This window comes from Olivibacter domesticus, from assembly GCF_900109575.1.
Classification (GTDB): domain Bacteria; phylum Bacteroidota; class Bacteroidia; order Sphingobacteriales; family Sphingobacteriaceae; genus Olivibacter; species Olivibacter domesticus.
This window is the reverse complement of sequence record NZ_FOAF01000001.1, coordinates 503,665-526,504: the sequence shown is the minus strand read 5'-3', so window position 1 is coordinate 526,504 and position 22,840 is coordinate 503,665. Positions and strand designations below refer to the sequence as shown.

Below are 22,840 nucleotides of genomic sequence, written 5' to 3'. Positions count from 1 at the left end.
ACGTTTTTAATCAACGTCGTTCTTTTTTTAAATTTAATCTACAATGATATTAGAAAGACCCTTAGCAAATGGTGCCTTATTCCGATTCCAATGTTATAACATGCTCCTTAGCAGCTAAATACCTTTCCGCCTCTAGGGCCGCCATACAGCCACTTCCAGCAGCCGTTACGGCTTGCCTAAATATATGATCTTGCACATCTCCTGCCGCAAAGACCCCCTCAACATTAGTTTGGGTACTATCAGATTTTGTTATTAAATAACCTGATTCGTCCATCTCCAACCAATTAGTAAAGATCTCTGTATTTGGTTTATGACCGATTGCAACAAAAAAGCCTGTTACATCTACTATTTGGTGTTCTTTTGTTTGATTGTTAAATACACGCAAACCGTTAACAACCTTACCATCACCCAAAATTTCTTCAGCTTCTGTATTATAATGAATAATAATGTTCGGGGTATTAAATACCCGATGTTGCATCGCCTTTGAAGCCCTAAATTCATCCCTCCTCACTAACATATGAACCGTTCTACACAATTTAGCAAGATAAGTAGCCTCTTCAGCTGCAGTATCTCCAGCACCAACTATAGCAACATCCTGTCCTTTAAAGAAAAAACCGTCACAAACAGCGCAAGCCGAAACACCGAAACCATTATATTTCTGTTCACTTTCTAAACCCAGCCATTTTGCTGTGGCTCCAGTAGCAATTATTACAGTATCGGCACTAACAGTTTTAATCTCATCAATAACAACCTTATGCACAGGTCCTGAAAAGTCTACACCAGTAGCATAACCAAAACGAATATCCGTACCAAATCTTTCTGCTTGCTTCCTAAAATCTTCCATCATCTCCGGCCCCATTATTCCGCTAGGATATCCAGGAAAGTTTTCTACATCAGTTGTTTGGGTTAATTGTCCACCGGGAACAATACCGGTATACATAACGGGTTTCAAATCTGCCCGAGCAGCATATATCGCTGCTGTATAACCCGCAGGTCCAGACCCTATAATCAAGCACTTAACGTGTTCTATTTCTTCTGCCATGTATTAAATAATTTGAATGCAAAAATAACTATTCTTATAAAGTATTAGGTTAGCCATTTGTAAATTTATATTCTCAATAGGAATGGATAACTTAATGCTCAAAACTCGCAACTCACAACTCATAACTAAGTTTGTATTACACCAACATTAAAAGGAGTCGTAATCGGGTTTTGATTTGCTGCTTTAATTCCCATCGAAATCACTTTTCTCGTTTCCAAGGGATCGATAACACCATCTATCCATAATCTTGCCGCGGCATAATAGGGCGTGGTCTGTTTATTATAACGATCCATTATTTCATTCAGCAAAACGGTTTCTCGCTGTTCATCAAGGTTTTCATCTTTCGCTTTTAAAGCTGCCTTTTGTATCTGGAGCAATGTTTTTGCAGCTTGTTCCCCTCCCATAACGGCTATTTTTGCCGAAGGCCATGCGTAAATTAAGCGCGGGTCATAGGCCTTGCCACACATCGCATAATTGCCAGCTCCATATGAATTACCTATAACTATCGTAAACTTAGGCACAACTGAGTTCGCCACAGCGTTTACCATTTTAGCACCGTCTTTTATTATTCCCCCCTGTTCTGATTTACTTCCTACCATGAAACCCGTAACATCTTGTAAGAACACCAATGGGATTTTCTTCTGGTTACAGTTCATAATAAATCTAGTAGCCTTATCTGCCGAATCCGAATAAATTACGCCCCCTATGTGCATTTCCCCTTTTTTGTTCTTAACAATCTTCCGCTGGTTTGCTACGATCCCCACGGCCCAACCATCAATTCTTGCCAATCCACAAAGAATACTTTTACCATACAATGCTTTATATTCTTCAAATAGTGAATCGTCTACAAGCCTGGATATTATATCCATCATATCATAGGGTTTTTCTCGGGAGCTCGGTAAAATACCATATATTTCCTTTTCATCTAATTTAGGTGGCTTGGATGCTATTCTACTAAATCCTGCATTTAATGGTGCTCCTATTTTATCCAAAATTCCGCGAATACTATCTAAACAACTTTTATCATCGGGATGTTTATAGTCAGTAACTCCCGAAATTTCGCAGTGAGTAGTTGCCCCGCCTAAGGTTTCATTATCTACTTCTTCACCAATGGCAGACTTCACCAAATATGAGCCTGCTAAGAAAACAGAACCTGTTCCATCGACAATCATGGCTTCATCACTCATAATTGGCAAATAAGCGCCTCCTGCTACACAGGACCCCATTATGGCTGCAATCTGCACAATTCCTTCACTACTCATGCGTGCGTTATTTCTGAATATTCTTCCAAAATGCTCCTTATCGGGAAAAATCTCATCTTGCAAGGGGAGATAAACCCCCGCAGAATCTACTAGGTAAACAATAGGCAAACGATTTTCCATTGCAATCTCTTGCGCACGGAGGTTTTTCTTTGCAGTTAAGGGGAACCATGCGCCGGCTTTGACTGTAGCGTCATTAGCAACAATAACACACTGCCTACCGGAAACATTACCAATTCCCGTTACCACGCCAGCTGAGGGGCACCCACCATGTTCTATATAACAGTCGTCGGCTGTTAATGCCCCTATTTCCAGCCACTCCGTATCTGGATCCAAAAGGTATTGAATACGTTCGCGTGCAAGCATTTTACCTCTTTCATGTTGCTTCTTCCTAGCAATTTCTCCCCCACCTAAAAAAACTTTTTTTAGCTTATTTTTCAGCTCGTAAACTAATTGTTTGTTGATATCTTCGTTTTTATTAAAATCAAGGTTCATATTATTTGGTTACTAGCTTATTCGTTACTAGTTGTTGGTTATTCGTTACTAGTTGTTGGTTATTCGTTATTAGTTGTAAGGTAGCAAGACACAAGTATCAAGACATAAGATAAAAAAATATCATTCTTGATAGAGCGCTTGTTTATGTTAAAGGTGCTGATTTACTAATTTGGATTCGAGTACTATTTTCTGACCTTGTATTGCACTTTTATCATCACTATCTCCTTCTACATTTATATCTATTAAATCAAAAAGCATTTGAGATGCCTTTGCTCCCTGCTCGCCAGGTAATTGTTCAATGGATGCCATAGGAGGATTTTCCATATATTTCCATATTGGATAGTTCGCGTAGCTTATAAAATAGATATCCTGATTAACGATTAATCCTTTTTTCCTCACTGCATTCATAGCATCTAATGTCACGTAATCATTAAAGGAAACCACGGCAGAAGGTCTATCAATCAAGTTTACAAGTTTTATGATTGCGTCTTCGTTACCCTGTTCGGATAAATCAGTGTAAACGATATAATCTCTATTTATAGGAATATTATTATTAGTTAGACCTTTTATAAAAGCGCCTTCACGTTCTTTACTTGCCGGCAAGTGCCCTGGCCCATTGATAAAGGCAATGGACTGATGCCCACAAGAAACAAACGTATCGATCGCCTGTAACATACCCGTTTTTAGATTACTTACAATGGCATTTATATTAGGTATATCTGGGACACAATCAAAAAATACTATTGGAATACCCGCATTTTTTAACACATCAATATAGTCAAATTCCCGGGTATTCTTAGCAGAAGAAAGTATAATACCATCTACCCGGTGAGTTTTCATGGTATTGATAATTTTCAATTCCCTTTCAGGATCGTCTAATGATTGCCCAAGAATTACTGTGTAATTTTTACTGTTCGCATAATTTTCTATTTCACTGATTGCAGCTGAAAAAAATGCCTCAGATAAACTTGGAAGAATAACACCTATCGTAAAAGTTTTTCGCTGTTTAAAAAAAATGGCGGTTCTATTCGGCTCATAATTAAGCTCTTCAGCCAATTTTTTCACCCTCATAGTAGTTACTAATCCTATACTTGGGTGGTTATTAAGAGCTCTTGAAACAGTAGAAGTCGAAATCTTTAATCGTTTAGCAATTTCTTTTATAGTTGGTTGCTTGCTTTTATTCATCCGTAAAAAATTATTTTTTAACTTATTTTAAAACGGCACACACGCCTATCGACAGACGATACTAAATGGAGATATACAAAAAGAGAAATAGCCCATTTTACTGGGAAACAGTAATTATTATCCAATAGCTTTGTTTCCTAATCAGCTGCAATTTACAAAATCTTTTTCTCTTTTACAGCTATTTACTTGTAAGCAACAAATCAATAGAAATATAATCTATTTGCCTTTCTTTTTCTTCTTTTTGATATTCGTTTGATCGATTAAAAATTAAAACATCTTTTAAAGTTAGATCATTCTCTTGCAAGAGAAAAGTTAAGGGTTGTTCATGCCCCTGAAGAAATAGTTCATCGTAAAAATAGGCCTTTACCTTTTGCCCGAGTTTTCCCCATTCAATTTGTTTTATTTTATTTAATTGCATTAAAGGGTTGCCTTTTGTTAACACAAAAATATCTTTGTTGTCGTTAACAATTTCATATAATAGTTCTTTCACTTCTTCAAACAATAATAACTTTAACGGCAATTTGGCATTCACATGCACTCTGTTAAAATTTTCAAGATATTTCAGGTCAATCGCAAAGGCTTCAGCTGCTCTTTCAAATATATTTGCAGTACCATGATGTTCATAAGCTTTTTTGAAGAAAGAAATCAATTCATTTGCAGGAGGAACTGTTTCAGTGTATTCCAAAAAATTAGCAAAAAGATAGTAAACTTGTAATAAATAATCTTTTTGAGGATATAGCACATCATCCAATTCAAAAATAAACGCCTTTTTCGTTTTATCTAGATCTTTATATGTTAACATAAACTATTGGTTGTTCGTTATTGGTTCTTAGTTGTTGGTATCAAGTAGCAAGACATGAGTATCAAGATAATATGGGTTATTAGTTGCGAGTTTTGCGCGTAAGATATTCATCATTCATAGATCATCACTCATCACCAGCTTTAAAACTTCTTATCACCCCTCTATACAACAAAATAATACTTCTTCACCTGAATCTGAAACCAAGCATACGCCAGAATACTTATCTGATATTGTTTCATCGGTTGTTTGACTGAGCGGTTTACCATTTAGAAATACAGCTGGCAAAAAGTCTTTAGCTGGGTTTACAACGAAATCTATTTCATCCAATGTATTAATAGAAGGCACTGCTACATGTATGCCGTATTCTTCAAATAAATCGCGACAAGCAGCTAGCTGTTTGATTTCACTAAGTTTTAACGGAATGATAATGCCGAAATCATTATCTAAGGCTAAGCTTAGTAACTCGTGGCTAAATGACGTGCTGACAGGTTTTGGCAAATTAAAATACTTACCACCTTTAATCATAATTTCCGGGAGTGCATTTGAGTCACCAAATACCACGCTATCTGCAGGAGAAAGTGTACGTGCTACCCGTTGTGCAAAAGCATGTGTTCCACTTGTAATTAATATGTTCTTCATTAAAAATCCATTAAATCACAAGTCCATCCTTCATATGAACAGTTCTATCAGATATCTCAGCAAGGTGTTCATTATGTGTAACAATAACAAATGTCTGTTTTAAGGTCTCGCGAAGCTCCACAAATAGATGATGCAGGGCATTAGCATTTTCAGAATCAAGATTTCCTGAGGGTTCGTCTGCCAATACGATTGAAGGACTATTCATCAGTGCTCTAGCTACAGAGACGCGCTGCTGTTCACCGCCAGAAAGTTCTGATGGCTTATGATGTGATCTATTGCTTAATCCAAGTAGTCCGAGCAAGTATTGAGCACGTTTTTCGCTTTCAGACCTTCCTTTTCCAGCAATAAACGCAGGAATGCACACATTTTCAAGGGCAGTGAACTCTGGCAACAAATGATGAAACTGAAATATAAAACCAATATGTTCGTTCCTGAAAGCACTCAATTTATTAGTAGAAAGTTTAGCTAGATCTGTACCATTTAACAGAACACTTCCGTTATCAGGCATATCCAAGGAGCCTAGAATATGCAAAAAGGTACTTTTTCCAGCTCCAGAAGCACCAACGATACTGATAATTTCCCCCTTCTCAACCTCCAGATCGACACCTTTTAAAATCTGTAAGCTTCCGTACGACTTATGTATTCCTTTTGCGCTTAACATGGGAGCGAATATACAAGTTTTCTTTAATCCTCATTGAACCACTCATACAAATCTTGAGGTTTTAGCTCCCTTTTTTCGTCCTTTCCCAGATCACGTTTTAGTTTTCCATGTGATAATTGTATAAGCCGATCACCATAAATAGTTGCTTCCTTCATATTATGGGTTATAAATACAACGGTCAATCTATATTCGTTTATGAGTTGATCTGCAAGTTCCATTACCTTAGCAGCAGATCGTGGATCTAGCGCTGCTGTTGGTTCATCTAATAGAAGTACTTTTACGTCGCTCATAACGGTCATTAACATGGTTAATGCCTGTCGTTGGCCACCGCTGAGTACACCCATTGGCTGGTTTATCTTGTTTTCAAGTCCCATACCCAATAAAAGTAGATGTTCCTTTACATGAGATTTAAATTTATCATCAACGCCAATTTTTAACGTTTTAGATTTACCTCTTAAAGAAGCTAATCTGAAATTATCCAAAATGCTAAGCTCCGAAGCGGTTCCCTGAAGCGGATTTTGAAATACACGGGCAATCCATTTACTACGCTTATAGTCTGGTAAGGTCTCTATCGATTTTTCATTCAATAATAATTCACCGTCATCTATTATTTCACTGCCCGATATAACATTAAGCAAAGTACTTTTCCCCGATCCATTTGCGCCCACAACTGTTATAAATTCACCTTGGTGCATTGTTATAGAAAAACTATCTAAAGCAATAATTTCATTAGGTTTATCTTTAAAAAACACTTTCGTAACATTCTGCAGCGTCAACATCTTACTTAACGTTTAAGAATTTAAACCATTTACTATTTGGAAGGGCAACAATGAATAAAACAAAACATGAGGTTAATAACTTTAACAGATTGGCGTCAATTCCGATGCTAAGTGTGAATGCCAAAACCAGTTGAAACAAACATACGCCAATGATGATGCAACATAAATTCAGAACCATACTCTCAATACGAAAGAGACGAATAACTGTTTCAGCAATCATCACGGCCCCCAAACCACTGATTACAATCCCTATTCCCATATTTATATCTGTAAATCCTTGGAATTGCGCTACCAAAGCGCCACTAAAAGCTACTAAAGAATTAGTGATCGCCAGCCCTATTATTTTGATACTCGCTGTATTCACACCTAAAGATCGGATCATTAATTCATTATTTCCTGTTGCGCGCATGGCCAAACCAAAATCACTTTTTAACAGGTAATTTAACCCAACGATGAGTATTGATATGATTAATATTGTTATAAGAAATATGTTGAGTTCTGTATCTGGTATGATAGAAAATGAAAAAAAAGTCGGTCTATTTAATAGAGGTATATTAGAACGTCCCATTAAAGAGAGATTAACAGAATAAAGAGCCGTCATCACCAATATACCGGAAAGCAGTGCATTAACTTTTAATTTAGTGTGTATTAACGCTGTAGCGATCCCCGCTAAAGCACCACTTATTAAAATAACAGGTACAATAACTATCAAAGGCAAGCTGTTACTTATTCCTAAAGCGCATACAACAGCTCCTAAAGTATAACTTCCATCGGTAGTGATATCGGGGAAATTAAACACTTTGAGTGTTATATATATCCCAAGGCACATGGGTGTAAAGCATAACGCTTGCAAGATTGCCGCCAGATAAAAATCCATTTAAGACAGAAATTTAAAGGCTTTCAAAATTATTATCGAATTTAAACCCATATCGCTTAGCAACTTCTTCGTTATATACACGTTTTCTAATCCTTACTTCCTCCACTTTCAGATCAGCACGTTTACCTTTTTTTAAAAAACTAGCTGCCATTTCACCAGCCTGATATCCCCATTGATATATATCTGCACCATATGCTGCTACTGCACCACGTTTCACTAATCCTACCTCACTTGTAAAAACAGGCACATTGTTTTTATCACAGTTATTCAAAATTGTCTCAAAAGCAGCAAAGACAGTATTGTCAGGATTGGCAAAAAATGCATCTATTCGTCTATTTAGCAACCCTCTTACAACAAGTTGTGCATCTGCAGATGTGTTTAATGGTAAAGCAATCAAATCAACTTGCTGTTCTTTCGCTAGTTTTTCGAGTCTATTAAAGGCATCAACCGATTGAGGTTCTGCTTGATTATAGATCATACCTATCCGTAATTGTTTCTTTCGTGGTTTAACAATGTGCTTGATAATGGCGAACGATGTATCGATATAATTGAGGTTCTCCCCCACACCAGAAAGATTGGCCGGCTTTTTCCCTTTCTCATCTTCAAGTCCGAGTATTTTGGGCATAGCCGTTACACACATAAATATAGGAATATCTTTTATGCGCTGTACGGCTGATAAAGTCGACAACGTGGTGCTTGTTCCTATACAATCGACCCCTTCCGACTGCATAAAGCTCACAATCTGATTCATAGTATTCATGTCGCCTTGTGCGTTTCTATGTATAACCGCTATAGATTTTTTCTTCTCACTATATCCTTCCTTGGCCAGGGCATCCATAAATCCTTTCCGTGCATCAGTTATTGTAGCATCCTCAAAAGCTTCGATAAAACCAACAGTTGGGACTCCCCTATCTCTTTTTGAGCTATTGCAGGATAAAAGTCCGAGTGACAACAATAATACCGATAAAATTCTGTTATAAATCATTGATGTTTATTAATGAGTTGCAATTTACAAGAATATACGATAGACTTGACAAATTCAACGCCAAATAAAAAATTGAACAATTAAACTTATAAAAAATTGTGTTTATTTACAATTTCAGTCCGTTCTCATTCGGTAGAGCAGACCTCTTTTCTTTCTAACTGATATTTAGAGGAAATATAAGCATCGTGTTCAATACATGCAAAAGTTTATTATTTTAGGTATATACATAAAATCTATGATCAACGTTCTGTCTAAACTTCCAAATATCCAAAATTCCATTTTTAGCACCATGACCGCTTTGGCAAATGAGTACGGTGCTATCAATCTATCGCAGGGATTTCCTGATTTTGACTGTTCACCAAAACTGATTAATCTGGTGCACACCTATATGAAAAAAGGTTACAACCAGTATGCACCTATGCAGGGAATAAATACATTAAGGGAGAAAATTGCCGAGATGACCGAAGATCTGCATCAATCTGTCTACCATCCCGACAATGAAATTACCATTACTACTGGTGCTACGCAGGCTATATTCACTGCTATTGCAAGTATTATCAGACCAGATGATGAGGTTATCTGTTTTGACCCGGTATACGACAGCTATGCTCCGGCCATAGATTTATGTGGGGGCATGGTAAAGACGGTAACATTGCTACCAAACGATTTTGCTATTAACTGGGAAGATGTAAAGAAGGTTTTTTCGCATAAAACAAAACTTATTATTATTAATACGCCACAAAATCCAACAGCTAGAATCTTTACCGATCAGGACATGCAACAGCTTATTAAACTTACCAATGGAACAGATATTTTCATTATAAGTGATGAGGTGTATGATAAGGTGATTTTTGACAATAAAAAGCATATCAGTGTTTCCAGTTACCCTGAACTGCGTGAACGAAGCTTTGTTGTTTCCTCCTTCGGTAAAATGTTCCATATTACCGGTTGGAAGGTGGGGTATTGCCTAGCCCCAGAAAAGCTAACAGCCGAATTCAGGAAAGTGCACCAATATTTAGTATTTAGTGTCAACACACCCATCCAGTATGCTTTGGCAGACTTTTTGGAGGACCAAGACGAATACCTCTCATTGAAAAACTTCTTTCAAGAAAAACGCGACTATTTCTTTGAAGCATTGAAAGCAACGTCTTTTAAAGCACTTCCCGCAGAAGGTTCTTATTTTCTGTTAGCAAATTATGACAGTATAAGTCAGCTGAACGATTTAGATTTCACAAAAGAACTTATTATTAAGCATGGCGTTGCTGCAGTTCCTTTATCAACATTTTATAAAAACAAAACTGATAAACATCTGATCAGATTCTGTTTTGCTAAGAAACGCGAAACGCTAGAAAAAGCTATTGAATCATTAATGAAGATAAAAATTTAAGAAAACAATTTTGTATCTTCGGCTTATAAGACATAGCATTATATAAGCCGAAGACAATCTTAAACTTAGATTAATAAACTTTTGGTTTACTTTAGTTAAATGAACATGACACCTTTAAAAATTACTATATTTCAAGCATATCTTTTTTGGGAAAATACAGAAAAAAATTTATCGAATTTAGCCTTGCGGTTATCCTCTCTTAAAGAAAAAACGGACCTTATTATACTACCTGAGATGTTTAATACGGGCTTTACAATGGACGTTAATAAATGCGCCGAGAGAATGGATGGTAAAACGATCTATTGGATGCTGGAACAAGCAAAAAAATACAATTGTATTGTGACAGGCAGTTTAATTGTTGAAGAGGACGGGTATTATTATAACCGTCTTATTTGGATGAAGCCTGACGGCTCATTTCATAAATATGACAAGCGTCATTTGTTTTCTATGGCCGGAGAGGATAAGGTTTTCACTCCTGGCAAAAAACGAGTTATTGTAGAAATTAAAGGCTGGCGTGTATGTCTACAAACCTGTTACGACCTAAGGTTTCCTGCATTCAGTAGAAATATTAATAATGTATATGATATTCTGCTTTACGTTGCAAGTTGGCCCGATGCACGTATCTCTCATTGGAGGGCATTGATCCCTGCCAGAGCGATAGAAAACCAGTCGTATGCTATTGGAGTAAATCGGGTTGGCTATGATGGAAATCAAGTATACCATTCAGGTGCTTCCACCTGCGTTGCTCCCGATGGCGGAGTGGTCTATTATAAACCGGAAGACGAAGATCTATATACCTTCACACTTTATCCAGATGATCTAAAAAAAATCAGGGAGAAACTCCCTTTTCTTCAAGATGCTGATAAAGTAATTATTGCGGATTAACTGTCTATATGAGTTTTGGCGAATCTTGATACTTGCTACTTATGTCTTGATACTAAACCTACGACTACTTATACGGTCTCTCTAATATAGCAGCCTTAATGACGGCATCTCGAAGGTCAAAATCACTATAGGGATTTTCCTCCATTGGTTGCAGATTGGGTTCAAATGATCGGTTATTATGCTTATGAGACCTGTGCACTTCTTTTGATCGTCGCACTTCTTCCACTTCTTCAACTAGTCCGGTAAAGTCTTCATATTTTGAAATCTTAGGCGTTTCACTTAAAACAACCTCTTTTTGTTGTAACGCCTTATCCCAATCGCGCTTTTCCTTATACGTAGGCGATTGCTCACCCACAGGTCTTTGCGAAGGATCACGTTTTTTTGCTTTTTCTTGCTCTTTTTTAAAATTTGAATAAATCTGAAAAGCAAAATATAGTGCAGCAATTACAAAAGGAAAAATTGTCTCCATGGGTATAAACTTAATAAATAATTATCAAATCTCCTAGCTATATGCTTAATAGCTAAGGATTACTTTATTTTTTTTAATTTAGCATCCCTTTATTATGAAAATCAAGTATATGAAAACGTTTAATAACCTATCCTATCTATATCTCTGTCTAACAAACATCTTGGTAAATGTAAGCAGGCTATTAACCAATGCTTTAAACGCTCCTTACGCCCTTGCAGACGAAGCAGGTTTAGTTGAGCCATCTAATAATTCCGTTAGAAAAAAAACAAGAAAGGTAGATTAATTGGTTCAATTCATTAAATTCGCACCCACAAAAAAATGTTCTGTTTAAATGCAACTGACGCGCTTAGAGATAAAAGGGTTTAAAAGTTTTGGCGATAAGATAACCATCAATTTTAACGAGGGTGTAACGGCTATTGTTGGACCTAACGGGTGTGGTAAGTCTAACGTCGTCGATGCAATAAGATGGGTTCTTGGAGAACAGAAGACAAAAAATCTCCGTTCTGAAAAGATGGAAAACATTATTTTTAATGGAACAAAAACACGTAAATCGGCTAATCTAGCTGAGGTTTCATTATCATTCGACAATACACAGAACATTTTACCGACAGAGTTTTCGCAAGTAACGATTACACGAAAGCTCTATCGAACAGGTGAGAGCGAATATAGATTAAATGATGTTCAATGTCGTTTAAAAGATATTACCGATTTATTTTTAGACACCGGTATTGGAAACGACTCTTATTCAATCATTGAACTAAAAATGATTGATGAAATTATCAACAACAAGGAAAATTCCAGGAGAGCGCTCTTTGAAGAAGCCTCCGGAATATCTAAATATAAAGTACGTAAAAAACAAACATTAAGCAAGTTAAAGGAAACAGAGACCGATCTTAGTCGTGTAGAAGATTTACTTTTTGAAATTGAAAAAAATCTCAAAACCTTAGAAAACCAAGCCAAAAAAGCCGAAAGATATTATAAGCTCAAGGATCAGTATAAGGAACTAAGCGTATCGTTAGCCTCCTTCCGCATTGTAAATTTTAGAGAATCCCTGGAACGGCTTGATGAACAACAGGAATTACAAGATAAGGAAAAAAACGCCATCAATGCCCAATTAGACGCGCTGGAAGTTGCTTTGCAGAAATTGAAACAAGACTGCCTTATTGAGGAAAAAAACCTTTCCGTTCAGCAGAAAGCGGCCAATGAATATACTTCAAAAATCAGGGCTTACGAAAGTGAAAAAAAAGTAAAAAACGAGCAGTTAAGAAACCTTAATGACAAAGAAGAACGTCTCAGCAAAGAATTAGCGAACGATAAGCAGCAAATTAACCACGTACTTTACAACATTAAGAGGCTTCATGAAGAACAGCTTTCTGAACAAACCAAGTTAGAAGAGGTCAAAACTTCCCTAGATGAACAAAAGCAAGAAGTAGATGAATTGAGAGGGCAGCAACAAACTGCAAAGGCAAAACTGGACGCTTTTACACTTGAAACGAATGAACTGCAAAACGAAATTTATAAACTAGAGAAGGACATTGCCGTACTACATATTCAAAAAGATGCCTTGGCTCAGGAAAGTCAGCGCAATGTGGTAGACACAGAGGCAAAAGAAACAGAATTAAACGAGTTCGTTAAGGTAGTAGTAGATTTAGAAAATCGAGTAGAAACGCTTCAAGAAGCGTATGATGATACATTTGCTTTTGAAGAAGAGCTAACCGTGCAAATTGCCGCTAAAGAGTCGCTTATACAAGCTTATAAAGATCAGACGATTCGTGACAATAGGACATTAGACGCTAAGCAAAACGAATATAACTTAACAAAGTCGCTAGTTGATAATTTAGAAGGTTTTCCAGAATCAATTCGTTTTCTAAGAAAAAATGCGGGCTGGACAAAACCATTTCCGCTTTTGTCGGATATTCTTTTCTGTAAAGAGGAGTATCGGGTCGCAATAGAAAACTTCTTAGAACCGGTCATGAATCACTATGTGGTAAATGAAAGACTAGAAGCGGTAAAAGCTATTAAGCTACTAGGAGATGCCTCAAGAGGCCGCGCAGGCTTTTTCGTATTAGAAGCTATCGACAAACAAACAATAAAGCCGGAAAGTTATGATGAGGAGAAACTCATTCCTGCACTTTCGGTAATCGATACAGAAGCGCGGTATCTTCCACTCATTCAACTGCTGTTAAACAACGTTTATATCTTAAAAACGACCGATGAGAACGATCTGGAAACCAATCTACCTGATGCGCTGATAACGATCCTTCATAAAACCGGTAAATTTTCAAAATTCCGTGTAGGCATGAGTGGTGGTTCAGTAGGTTTATTCGAAGGAAAACGCATAGGAAGGGCCAAAAATCTTGATAATTTAAATAAGGAGATTAAACAACTTAGCCTTTCGTTAGAAAAGGTTCAACAAGACATTAATCTTGAAACAGTGCTGCTAAATGATCTGAAGACAACTACAAAAAAAGCGCATTTAGAAGAAACGAAGCAACAATTAAATCGCTTAAGTAATGAATTAATCTCTGTAAAAACAAAACAGGAACAGTACGTTTCCTTCATACAGAACAGTCAGAATCGTAAACAAGACATAGAAGAGAAAATTAAAAGTATTTCGGCCGACCTGCTGGCAGCCGAACCAAAACTAGAAACACTCAATTTTCAAAAACTAGATAAGGCCCAGGCGCTACATCAGTTTCAGGAAAATTATGGTGAGTTATCTGAACGTTTAACGATCGTTTCGTCTGCTTATAATCAAGAAAACATTAAATTTCACCAGCAGCAGAATAAAGTAGCGGGTATAAACAAGGATCTTGAATATAGAGAAAGCCAGCAAGAGAATCTCGAAAAAAGGATTACACAATACACCACAGAATATGAATCCGTAAAGCTTGCTATACAAGACACTTTGCAGCACGTAGACCATTCTGACGAGGATTTGATCGCCATGTATGCGCAGAAAGATGCATTTGAGAAAGCATTACAAGAGGCAGAGCAGCAGTATTATGCCATGCGGGGTGAAACCAATAAAAAAGAAGAAGAAATCACGGAATTACGCAAGCGTAAGGAACTGGTAGAAGTATTAACGAATGAAATCAAAGACAAGAAAACTAACTTAAAATTAGATCTAAATGCCTTAAAAGAGCGTTTATCGGTCGAATTCAGTATTGATATCAATGATTTATTGGAGAATGAATTAGCAGACGATATTGGCACTGAAGAAGAGTTGAAAAGCCGAACAGAAAAACTAAAAAGACAATTAGAGGAATTTGGCTCCATTAATTCTATGGCTATGGAAGCCTATCAAGAAATGAACGAACGTTATACGTTCATCCAAAAGGAAAAACAAGATCTTTTCGATGCCAAAACATCCCTGTTGGAAACCATTAAAGAAATTGATGACAATGCGCGTGATAAATTCATGGGAGCATTTATTCAAGTGCGTGAACATTTTATTACAGTCTTTCGATCACTTTTCAATGAAGAAGATTCTTGCGACCTGGTGTTAAGCAATCCCGATGCCCCTTTGGAATCAGATATTGAAATTATGGCCCGTCCTAAAGGGAAACGTCCTTTATCTATCAATCAATTGTCAGGTGGAGAAAAAACATTGACCTCAACAGCTCTCTTATTTTCGCTCTATCTATTGAAACCAGCACCTTTTTGCATTTTCGATGAGGTAGATGCACCATTAGACGACACCAATATTGATAAATTCAACAATATTATACGCAAATTCTCTAATCAGTCCCAATTTATTGTTGTATCGCATAATAAGCGTACCATTGCCAGCACAGACATCATCTATGGTGTTACGATGGTAGAACAAGGTGTATCGCGTGTAGTGGCAGTCGATATGCGTCAAGTTTAATTAGGTAGCTAAACATCATAAAAATTATTATGTTTGTTATATAAACGACGACAAATGCCTACTATCTTAAAGAAAATTCCATTTGCATTTTTGCTTTTTGCGATGAGTTGCTGCGCAAGTGTTAAACAACAGGATGACCGACAGCTGCATACAACACTTTTAAACGATATAAAAACCTTATCTTCAGATAATTATGAGGGAAGAAAAACAGGTACTGCCGGTGCAGAAAAAGCACGCGCTTACATTACAGAGCGTTTTACAAAGCTAGGTATCAAGCCATTTCCTGATCAGTCTAACTACTTGCAACCGTTTATGTTTCAAGCGAAAGATAGCAAACAGTTCACAGGACAAAATGTGCTTGGTTATATTCCAGGCAAATTAAAGGAATGTATCGTTATCTCTGCGCATTACGACCACTTGGGAACAGAAGGAAATAAGATCTATAATGGAGCAGATGATAATGCCTCCGGCGTTGCAGCATTACTACATTTCGCTGAATATTTCTCAAAAAATCCACCCAACTTTACGTTAATATTTGCTGCATTCGATGCAGAGGAAATGGGATTAAAAGGTGCCAAGGCCTTTGTTGATGCGCCACCTGTTGCTTTACACCAGATAAAATTAAACATCAATATGGATATGATCGCACACAATGATAAAAATGAACTTTACGCCTGCGGTACTTTTACACATCCCGAACTAAAGAAATACATTATCACCGATCATGAAAGTATAAAAATCACTTTAGGTCACGATGATCCTAAAACTGGCCATGATGATTGGACCAATCAAAGTGATCAGGGTGCCTTTAATGCTAAAAACATTCCCTTCATTTACTTCGGAGTAGAAGACCATAAGGACTACCATCAGCCCACTGATGACTTTGAAAATATTAATCAGGATTTTTTTGTAGGTGCCACAAAAGCAATTCTAGCAGTGATTAAGAATATTGATGGGAAACTTTCCAGTAAAATACAGATCGACAAGAACAAAATTATGAAATAAGTTTTTCATCAAGGGAAGCTGTAACCTTAGCGAGATTAACTAGTTTTTTCCTATTCTCGTTTCTATCATCCCCTTAAACTCTTTCTTTTTCGCTGTTCCTTTCATTAGATTTAATGCTGGTGAAGTACCCCCCTGCTTTGTCCTGACACTCATCACTGTATTACTGGTAGAGGTACTAGACACTACACCAAGCTGGTTAAGGGCTTCTGCCAAATAAAGCTCATGTGTATCACCAAAGTCATAATCACTGAAAGTATCTAGATCTTGCTGTTGACCATCCAACATAATTTTACCTGCAATCTGGTTACCAGGGGTAAGGCCATCATAATAATCTCCCTCACCATTAGCATTCTTTGTCGAAAAACTTGCCAGGTATAGATCGTAGATTCCTTCTAATCTAACAGGAAAAAAACCCACTGGTTTACCATAGGTAGTTGTTCCAACAAGCTTAACAGTAAGAGACGGAACAGCCCTTAAGGAATTTATGACTAATTCACTTGCGGACGCTGTGCTACCGGTGACCAAAAAGACTACATTTTTTACACCAGTTAAATTCCCTTTCTTTTCAAACGGTTTTGTATTTGTTTTAAGATCATAGCCATAGTCGCCATAAGTATCCCTTCCAATAATATCACCATTCGAATTGCGTACTGGCTGATTCTTTAGTATGGTAGCTTTACCCTGTTGCATCGTCGTATTATACTGCTCCACGAACATCGTTCCTGTGGTTCCAGTAGGCACTATTAAATTTGCCAGATGCTGCGCCGTTGTCACATATCCTCCACCATTGTATCTTAAATCAATAACAAGATCCTGCACCCCCTGTGTAGCAAATTTCTGAAAGACATTGTTCAGTGGTTCCAAGGAATTATCATCATTCGAAAAACGGGCATAAGCAAGGTAACCTATTTTTTTGCCTCCTGCAGATAAGACAGTATCCTTATAAATCGGACTGCTATCATAGGTCGTTTTTGCTAAGCTAACCGCATAAGCAGTTCCGTCAACCTTTTCACCTTCAATTCTTATGGAAAATGGATCATTCAATAATTGATTAATAGCGTTCTGATCAAGATCAAAATTATCGCCTATTACTTCATTACCTATTTTTGTAATTGTAGCCCCTCTAGTAAGACCAGCTTTAGCGGCAGGTGATCCAGGATAGACTGCCTGGATAAACACTTTATAATCATTGTCGCTTGGGCCGTAGGCTCCGACAAAATAGATCCCTATATCATTCCCCTCTCCCTGTAAGTTAACGCTGCTTGTGAGATTTCTTATACCAGCGCTTACTCCGCCATTCCCTGAAACATCCTCTATGTATGAAAACTTGGTTTCGTCCTTATTATTACTGCTTAGAATATCATACTTATTTGAAGAAGAGTATCCAGCAATATTTAATAGATTTATTTCATACTTAGCCAAATCCGTACTGCCAGCGGTATATTGCCTCGGATTAAAATCGTCGTAGCTAGGGAGATTGTCATTCCAATAATAAATTTCTTTTGCGTACAAAAAAATGGAATCATTGGTAAGTGCTACCCTGTCTGTTGTTGGGGTTTGCTTCGTGTTACCCAGATTTGGAGAATCTTTCTTACATGCACTTAAAAATACAAAACAGAAAAGCGCATACTGAATCAATTGGTTGAATGATCTTGAATTCATATATACTTGCGTAAGCAATAAAACAGCTGCAATATACAACAACTAAAAATTATTTGGGTACTTAATGAAAAGTTTAACAAAATTGACGATTGCTTGTTGTGCACTTGTGCAGGAGACTATCAGAATCTGAGAAATTCTGAACAAAAATCAGCGGATATCATTATTTTGTAGACTTTAGCATTAAAAGATATACACTAAAGCCTACAACGCGTTTAAGGAAAATTTGTATTTAGTAGTCAAGATCCAACAAACTACTTAAGGGTATCATAATACCGTTCTTTAGTTGAAGATAATTTTCGGCTAACATCCATACAGTTGTTTCCACCCTTTTAGCCCCATCTGTTGTGTTAAAAGTAATGACTGATTTTGACTTAAATTCGTTACCCAACCTTACTGCACTTTGTAGTTTATACCTCAGCTCATTCACATGACTTTCAGGTGCATCAATTATTTTATGATTCTTAATATCCTCTTTATTAATTAATTCGGCAACGATTGTATTCATAGCATCCATTGTTTTAGTTTTTTAGTTGATTATTATAACAATATTAAATAATCTGGCGTATATCCTCAAGGATAACAGGAAATAAAGCTGTTACAAGAAGATATTTTAAACCTAATTTACAAGCTTTACATTAAAAGCTCATTAAAAACATATTAGATATGTCAATTAAATGACTTTTACCACCTGCGAAAACCTCGTTAGGCTATTATGTGAAGGATCAAGGTCGGTTACAAGAAAATCAATTGCATTTATATTACAAACTTTCATTTTTTGGACTGAATTTAATTTCTCTACTATACTGAGAATAGCAGTCTTCTGTGAACAACGCAACATTGCTTTTTTTATCTGTACTACTTCCCAATCAGAATCTGTAACTCCATCTTCTACCGATAAGCTATTCGTCCCTAGTAAGCAAAGGTCGACCCTTATTTCTGATAGTTGATTAATCACTTGAGAACCAATCGTGATGTTAGTACTTCTTGCCAACTTCCCTCCTATTAAAATCACATCATCATTAGAACGTTCAGCTAGTTCTAATGCTACCAACGGGCTAATGGTAAAAAAGGTACATTGCATTTTCTCCGGAATCATACGTGCAAGCTCCAGCATGGTGGTTCCTCCCCCTAACAAAAGCGTCATGCCATCCTGAATAAGTGTTATTGCTTTTTCTGCGATTGTTTTCTTTGATTCCCGGGCATATACTTCATTGTCTTGAAAGGGGTATTGAAATGACTTGGATAATGCACCCCCATATACTTTAAGCACCTTTCCACTTTCAGCAAGTTCATTCAAATCTCTCCGGATAGTATCTTCAGAAACATTAAGCTGTACACTTAAATCGGATGATAACACTTTATTGTGTAAGTTAACTTCATGGATAATAAATGCCTGTCTTTCTTCTTTTAACATAAGGAATTGATTAATTAAAGGTAAATATAATGGTTTTATCATGATTTCAAATAGCTGCTTAACATTGCTTAACAACTCCTGAAATACCGAGCGTTTTAAAAGGAAATCATTAGATATGCGTTTTTAGGTATTAGTTTAAATAAAAAACGCAAAATATTGCAAACATAATTTTTTTTCCTATACTTGTATTATCCAATTTAAAACTGAAAAACGTGCTGAGCGCATCTCTTAAACTCTGGGGAATTAATACTGAAAAACTAATCAGCATTACATTATGCACAGCATTCCAATGTCCCATTTTAACACTTAACCTAATTGTTTATGGCCAAATCGATTTATTTATTACTAATCGGTTGTCTGTTTTGCTGCCAGATTGCGCAGGCACAACAGACAACTATCTCCGGTCGTGTAACAGACCGAAACACGCAGGAAGCCTTAGTAGGTGTATCTGTGAAAATAAAAAATTCTAATTTAGGCACTTCCACCGATGTGGATGGAAAATTTACGCTCAGCTTAAATGAATCTGTAAAACAACAGGAAATTATATTCTCCTATACGGGATATAAAACCGAAACCAAAAACATTGCTCTTGCGACAGGCAACAACGTATTAAATTGCGAATTAAGCGCTGATCTGGTAGGCCTGGATGAGGTAATTGTAACAGGCACCTCTGCCGGAACCACACGGAAACAACTGGGAAGTTACATCAGTTCTATAAAGGGTGACGACCTTACCAAAGGAAGAAGTGGAAATGTGTTATCATCCTTGCAAGGAAAAACAGCAGGTGCTCAAATCTCGCAAAATTCTGGAGACCCCGCAGGCGGGATTTCTGTGCGATTAAGAGGGATAAGTTCTGTGAATTCGTCTTCCGAACCGCTTTACATTGTAGATGGTATTATCGTAAATAATAACACCACACGCGTTACTAATACACAGCCCGGTTATGACGGCGGCAACTTCGTTGGAAGTATCGGTCAAAATCGCCTAGTTGATATTAACCCTGCAGACATTGAACGAATTGAAGTATTGAACGGTGCAGCAGCAGCTGCAATTTATGGTTCACGGGCAAATGCCGGGGTTGTACAGATCTTTACTAAAAGAGGTTCGTTGGGTGCTCCAGTAGTTAGTTTTTCTACCAACTACATGAATAGCAACTTACGGAAAAAAGTAGCAGTAAACCAGTCGCCCGTAAAATTTGGGGGTTCGGTCGACTTAGAAACGCAAGATGTACTGAATACAGCGCTTACGACAACTTCTCCAGTTAACCGCTATGACTATCAAGATTACATTTTCAGAAATGCTAGTGGCACGGATAACAATGTTTCGGTTGCAGGGGGAAAAGACGACACCAAGTATTATGTTTCCGCATCGTATTTTAACAATCAGGGAATTGTTAGAAATACAAATTTTAGAAGGTTCAGTTTACGTACCAATATTGATCAGAAACTTGCCGACTGGATAAGCTTTACAGCCGGGCTGAACTATACAAATAGTGGCGCAGACGAGAAACCAGATGGAAACTCATTTTACTCACCGCTCAATTCAATCAATATCATAGCGAATTACCATGACATCTTTACACGGGACGCAGATGGCAATTTAAAATCGGTAGGTGAAAGAGGAAGAATAAACCCGGTGTCAGTTATTGAAGATATCAAGCAACGCCAAGAAGTAAACCGTGTGTTAGGAAACTTAGGGTTAAAGCTCACTCCCATTGAAAACTTATCACTTGATTTTACAGTGGGTGTAGATAATACTGGCCAAACGGGTACTACCTATATTCCACCTTATACCTACAATGCTAATCCAGATTTCTGGGGAGGTGGTGCAAACCTAGCTCCCACACTCAACGGCTATACCAGTACTGCAAGCAACTCTGCTTTTCTCATCAATAACGAATTTAACGCCACCTTTACGGCAGATATTTCAGATTTAATTTCTTCGACCTCTCAATTGGGTTTTTCTTATCAGTATGAAAAATCAAAATATAATATGCTGAATGGAAGAGGGTTAGCACCTTTCATTGAAACAGTGAATGCTGCTAGTGCTATTTTACCGGGTATGGATGCCCGGACGGAATATTCCGTAAGCGGAGCTTACTTTCAACAAAACTTTAAGTACAGGGACCAGTTATTTCTTACAGGTGCAATTAGGGTGGACGAGTCATCCGTTTTTGGTAAAGATAACCGCCGACAAGTTTACCTAAAAGGAAGTGGTAGCTATGTATTGTCGTCCGCAGATTTCTGGAAAAACGCTGCTATGAGCAAATGGTGGGATTTATTTAAGGTCCGAGCTGCATATGGACAATCCGGAAACTTAACAGGAATAGGAGCTTACGATCGTTACAATGCTTATTCTTCTCAAACTTTCTTAAGTAGAGTATCGTTATTCTCAAGCGCTACACTAGCAAATGAAAATGTAAAACCCGAGAGACAGGCAGAGCTTGAGTTGGGAACTGATCTGTCGTTTTTTAGCAATCGCTTAGGTTTGAGCTTCAACTGGTACAATAAAAAAGTAACTGATTTATTGATATCCAGGGTGGAAGCACCTACAGTAGGATTCTCCAGTTTTTTGGATAATGTTGGTTCCTTGCAGAACCGAGGTATTGAATTAGTACTGAATGGCGCTCCTGTCAAAAACACTAATTTCTCGTGGAACACCTCTGTTATTTACAGTCGCAATCGCAATAAAGCCCTGGATGTTGGCGGTTTACGCTTATTCACTACCAACCCGGGGGCACCAGTTGCTATTATTGACGGACAACCAATCGGTGTATTTTATGGGACATTTTTTGCGAGAAATTCTGATGGGAGCTTATTAACAAATGCACAAGGAATCCCAATGATTGAGCGCGGAACTCAAAACGGCATCGAGATAACCCCACAACGTGATGAAAACGGCATGCCTACCGGAACCCCTTTGCGTAAGGTAATTGGTGATCCAAATCCAGATTATACATTAACCTTTGTGAACGATTTCACGTATAAAAAACTATCCCTGCACCTTCAATTTGATGCTGTACGAGGTGTTGATGTTTGGAATGCTGATTGGAGAACCAGACAGGGCGTGGGAAATGGATTAATGGCACAGCAAGAACAAATGGGCGAGCTACCTAGGGGTTATATTGCAGGTGCATACGCTGTTGAAGAATGGCGCGTTGATAACGGTTCTTATGTAAAGCTGAGAGAAGTTTCTTTAAGTTATAACTTCGGCAAGGTTAAATTTTTCAAAGACTTGACCATCAATGCCAGCGGCAGAAATCTACTCTCCTTCGACAAATATAAAGGTTACGACCCTGAAGTCAATGCAGGAGGACAGTCGACCATACTCAGAGGAATAGATTTTGGTGCCATTCCAATCCCTAGAACATTTACATTAGGTATTCAGGTGAAATTATAAATTTAATTAGCAAACCTCAAAAAT

General features: G+C 37.4%; 19 protein-coding genes. 6 read left to right on the top strand and 13 right to left on the bottom strand.

Annotated elements, in window-relative coordinates; genetic code table 11:
- Window positions 1–76: 76 nt before the first annotated feature.
- From trxB to BMY50_RS02035, 9 genes are all read right to left on the bottom strand, one after another.
- A complete protein-coding gene (gene trxB, locus BMY50_RS02075) occupies window positions 77–1,042 on the bottom strand; it encodes a thioredoxin-disulfide reductase (RefSeq protein WP_093317673.1) in 966 nt (321 codons plus the stop codon).
- Between the two features lie 125 nt (window positions 1,043–1,167).
- Window positions 1,168–2,796, bottom strand: a complete 1,629-nt coding sequence (locus tag BMY50_RS02070) for an acyl-CoA carboxylase subunit beta (RefSeq protein ID WP_093317668.1) — start codon at window positions 2,794–2,796, stop codon at window positions 1,168–1,170.
- 147 nt (window positions 2,797–2,943) lie between these two features.
- Complete coding sequence (locus BMY50_RS02065; protein WP_093317663.1) at window positions 2,944–3,981, bottom strand: LacI family DNA-binding transcriptional regulator; 1,038 nt, start codon at window positions 3,979–3,981, stop codon at window positions 2,944–2,946.
- A 178-nt stretch (window positions 3,982–4,159) separates the two neighbouring features.
- Window positions 4,160–4,783, bottom strand: coding sequence for an HAD family hydrolase (locus BMY50_RS02060; protein WP_093317660.1), 624 nt, complete (start codon window positions 4,781–4,783; stop codon window positions 4,160–4,162).
- Between the two features lie 153 nt (window positions 4,784–4,936).
- On the bottom strand, window positions 4,937–5,422 hold the full coding sequence (locus tag BMY50_RS02055; protein WP_093317658.1) for an ATP-grasp domain-containing protein: 486 nt from the start codon (window positions 5,420–5,422) through the stop codon (window positions 4,937–4,939).
- Window positions 5,423–5,432: 10 nt separating this feature from the next.
- On the bottom strand, window positions 5,433–6,083 hold the full coding sequence (locus tag BMY50_RS02050; RefSeq protein WP_093317655.1) for an ABC transporter ATP-binding protein: 651 nt from the start codon (window positions 6,081–6,083) through the stop codon (window positions 5,433–5,435).
- 23 nt (window positions 6,084–6,106) lie between these two features.
- Window positions 6,107–6,862: an ABC transporter ATP-binding protein gene (locus BMY50_RS02045; protein ID WP_093317653.1), complete on the bottom strand. Its 756-nt coding sequence runs from the start codon at window positions 6,860–6,862 to the stop codon at window positions 6,107–6,109.
- Between the two features lies 1 nt (window position 6,863).
- Window positions 6,864–7,739, bottom strand: a complete 876-nt coding sequence (locus BMY50_RS02040) for an ABC transporter permease (RefSeq protein WP_093317650.1) — start codon at window positions 7,737–7,739, stop codon at window positions 6,864–6,866.
- Between the two features lie 13 nt (window positions 7,740–7,752).
- The gene (locus BMY50_RS02035) at window positions 7,753–8,724 is read right to left on the bottom strand and encodes an ABC transporter substrate-binding protein (protein ID WP_093317648.1); all 972 of its coding nucleotides are present in this window, start codon (window positions 8,722–8,724) and stop codon (window positions 7,753–7,755) included.
- Window positions 8,725–8,959: 235 nt separating this feature from the next.
- Here BMY50_RS02035 and BMY50_RS02030 point away from each other — a divergent pair, with 235 nt between their 5' ends.
- Both BMY50_RS02030 and BMY50_RS02025 read left to right on the top strand, forming a co-directional pair.
- The gene (locus tag BMY50_RS02030; protein ID WP_093323481.1) at window positions 8,960–10,111 is read left to right on the top strand and encodes a methionine aminotransferase; all 1,152 of its coding nucleotides are present in this window, start codon (window positions 8,960–8,962) and stop codon (window positions 10,109–10,111) included.
- Between the two features lie 105 nt (window positions 10,112–10,216).
- Window positions 10,217–10,996 (top strand): nitrilase family protein, encoded by a 780-nt coding sequence (locus BMY50_RS02025; protein WP_093317645.1) that lies wholly within the window; start codon window positions 10,217–10,219, stop codon window positions 10,994–10,996.
- Between the two features lie 64 nt (window positions 10,997–11,060).
- Here BMY50_RS02025 and BMY50_RS02020 read toward each other — a convergent pair whose 3' ends face one another.
- Window positions 11,061–11,465, bottom strand: a complete 405-nt coding sequence (locus tag BMY50_RS02020) for a hypothetical protein (RefSeq protein WP_093317642.1) — start codon at window positions 11,463–11,465, stop codon at window positions 11,061–11,063.
- A gap of 109 nt (window positions 11,466–11,574) precedes the next feature.
- On the opposite strand from BMY50_RS02020, the gene BMY50_RS28065 reads away from it, so the two are divergent.
- The 3 genes from BMY50_RS28065 to BMY50_RS02005 are packed head-to-tail and all read left to right on the top strand — an operon-like array spanning window position 11,575 to window position 16,341.
- Complete coding sequence (locus BMY50_RS28065; RefSeq protein ID WP_162276509.1) at window positions 11,575–11,748, top strand: hypothetical protein; 174 nt, start codon at window positions 11,575–11,577, stop codon at window positions 11,746–11,748.
- A gap of 48 nt (window positions 11,749–11,796) precedes the next feature.
- Window positions 11,797–15,336, top strand: coding sequence for a chromosome segregation protein SMC (smc, locus tag BMY50_RS02010; protein ID WP_093317637.1), 3,540 nt, complete (start codon window positions 11,797–11,799; stop codon window positions 15,334–15,336).
- Between the two features lie 54 nt (window positions 15,337–15,390).
- Complete coding sequence (locus BMY50_RS02005; protein ID WP_093317634.1) at window positions 15,391–16,341, top strand: M28 family peptidase; 951 nt, start codon at window positions 15,391–15,393, stop codon at window positions 16,339–16,341.
- Window positions 16,342–16,380: 39 nt separating this feature from the next.
- On the opposite strand, the gene BMY50_RS02000 is transcribed toward BMY50_RS02005, so the two are convergent.
- The 3 genes from BMY50_RS02000 to BMY50_RS01990 all read right to left on the bottom strand — a co-directional run bounded on the left by BMY50_RS02000 (window position 16,381) and on the right by BMY50_RS01990 (window position 19,417).
- Window positions 16,381–18,003: a S41 family peptidase gene (locus tag BMY50_RS02000; protein WP_139202165.1), complete on the bottom strand. Its 1,623-nt coding sequence runs from the start codon at window positions 18,001–18,003 to the stop codon at window positions 16,381–16,383.
- Window positions 18,004–18,232: 229 nt separating this feature from the next.
- Entirely contained in the window at window positions 18,233–18,508 is a 276-nt protein-coding gene (locus BMY50_RS01995; RefSeq protein ID WP_093323478.1) for a hypothetical protein, read from the bottom strand.
- 165 nt (window positions 18,509–18,673) lie between these two features.
- On the bottom strand, window positions 18,674–19,417 hold the full coding sequence (locus BMY50_RS01990) for a DeoR/GlpR family DNA-binding transcription regulator (protein WP_093323476.1): 744 nt from the start codon (window positions 19,415–19,417) through the stop codon (window positions 18,674–18,676).
- Between the two features lie 321 nt (window positions 19,418–19,738).
- Between BMY50_RS01990 and BMY50_RS01985 the strand changes: the two genes are divergently transcribed.
- Window positions 19,739–22,816 (top strand): SusC/RagA family TonB-linked outer membrane protein, encoded by a 3,078-nt coding sequence (locus BMY50_RS01985; protein WP_093317629.1) that lies wholly within the window; start codon window positions 19,739–19,741, stop codon window positions 22,814–22,816.
- The last annotated feature ends 24 nt before the right edge of the window (window positions 22,817–22,840 follow it).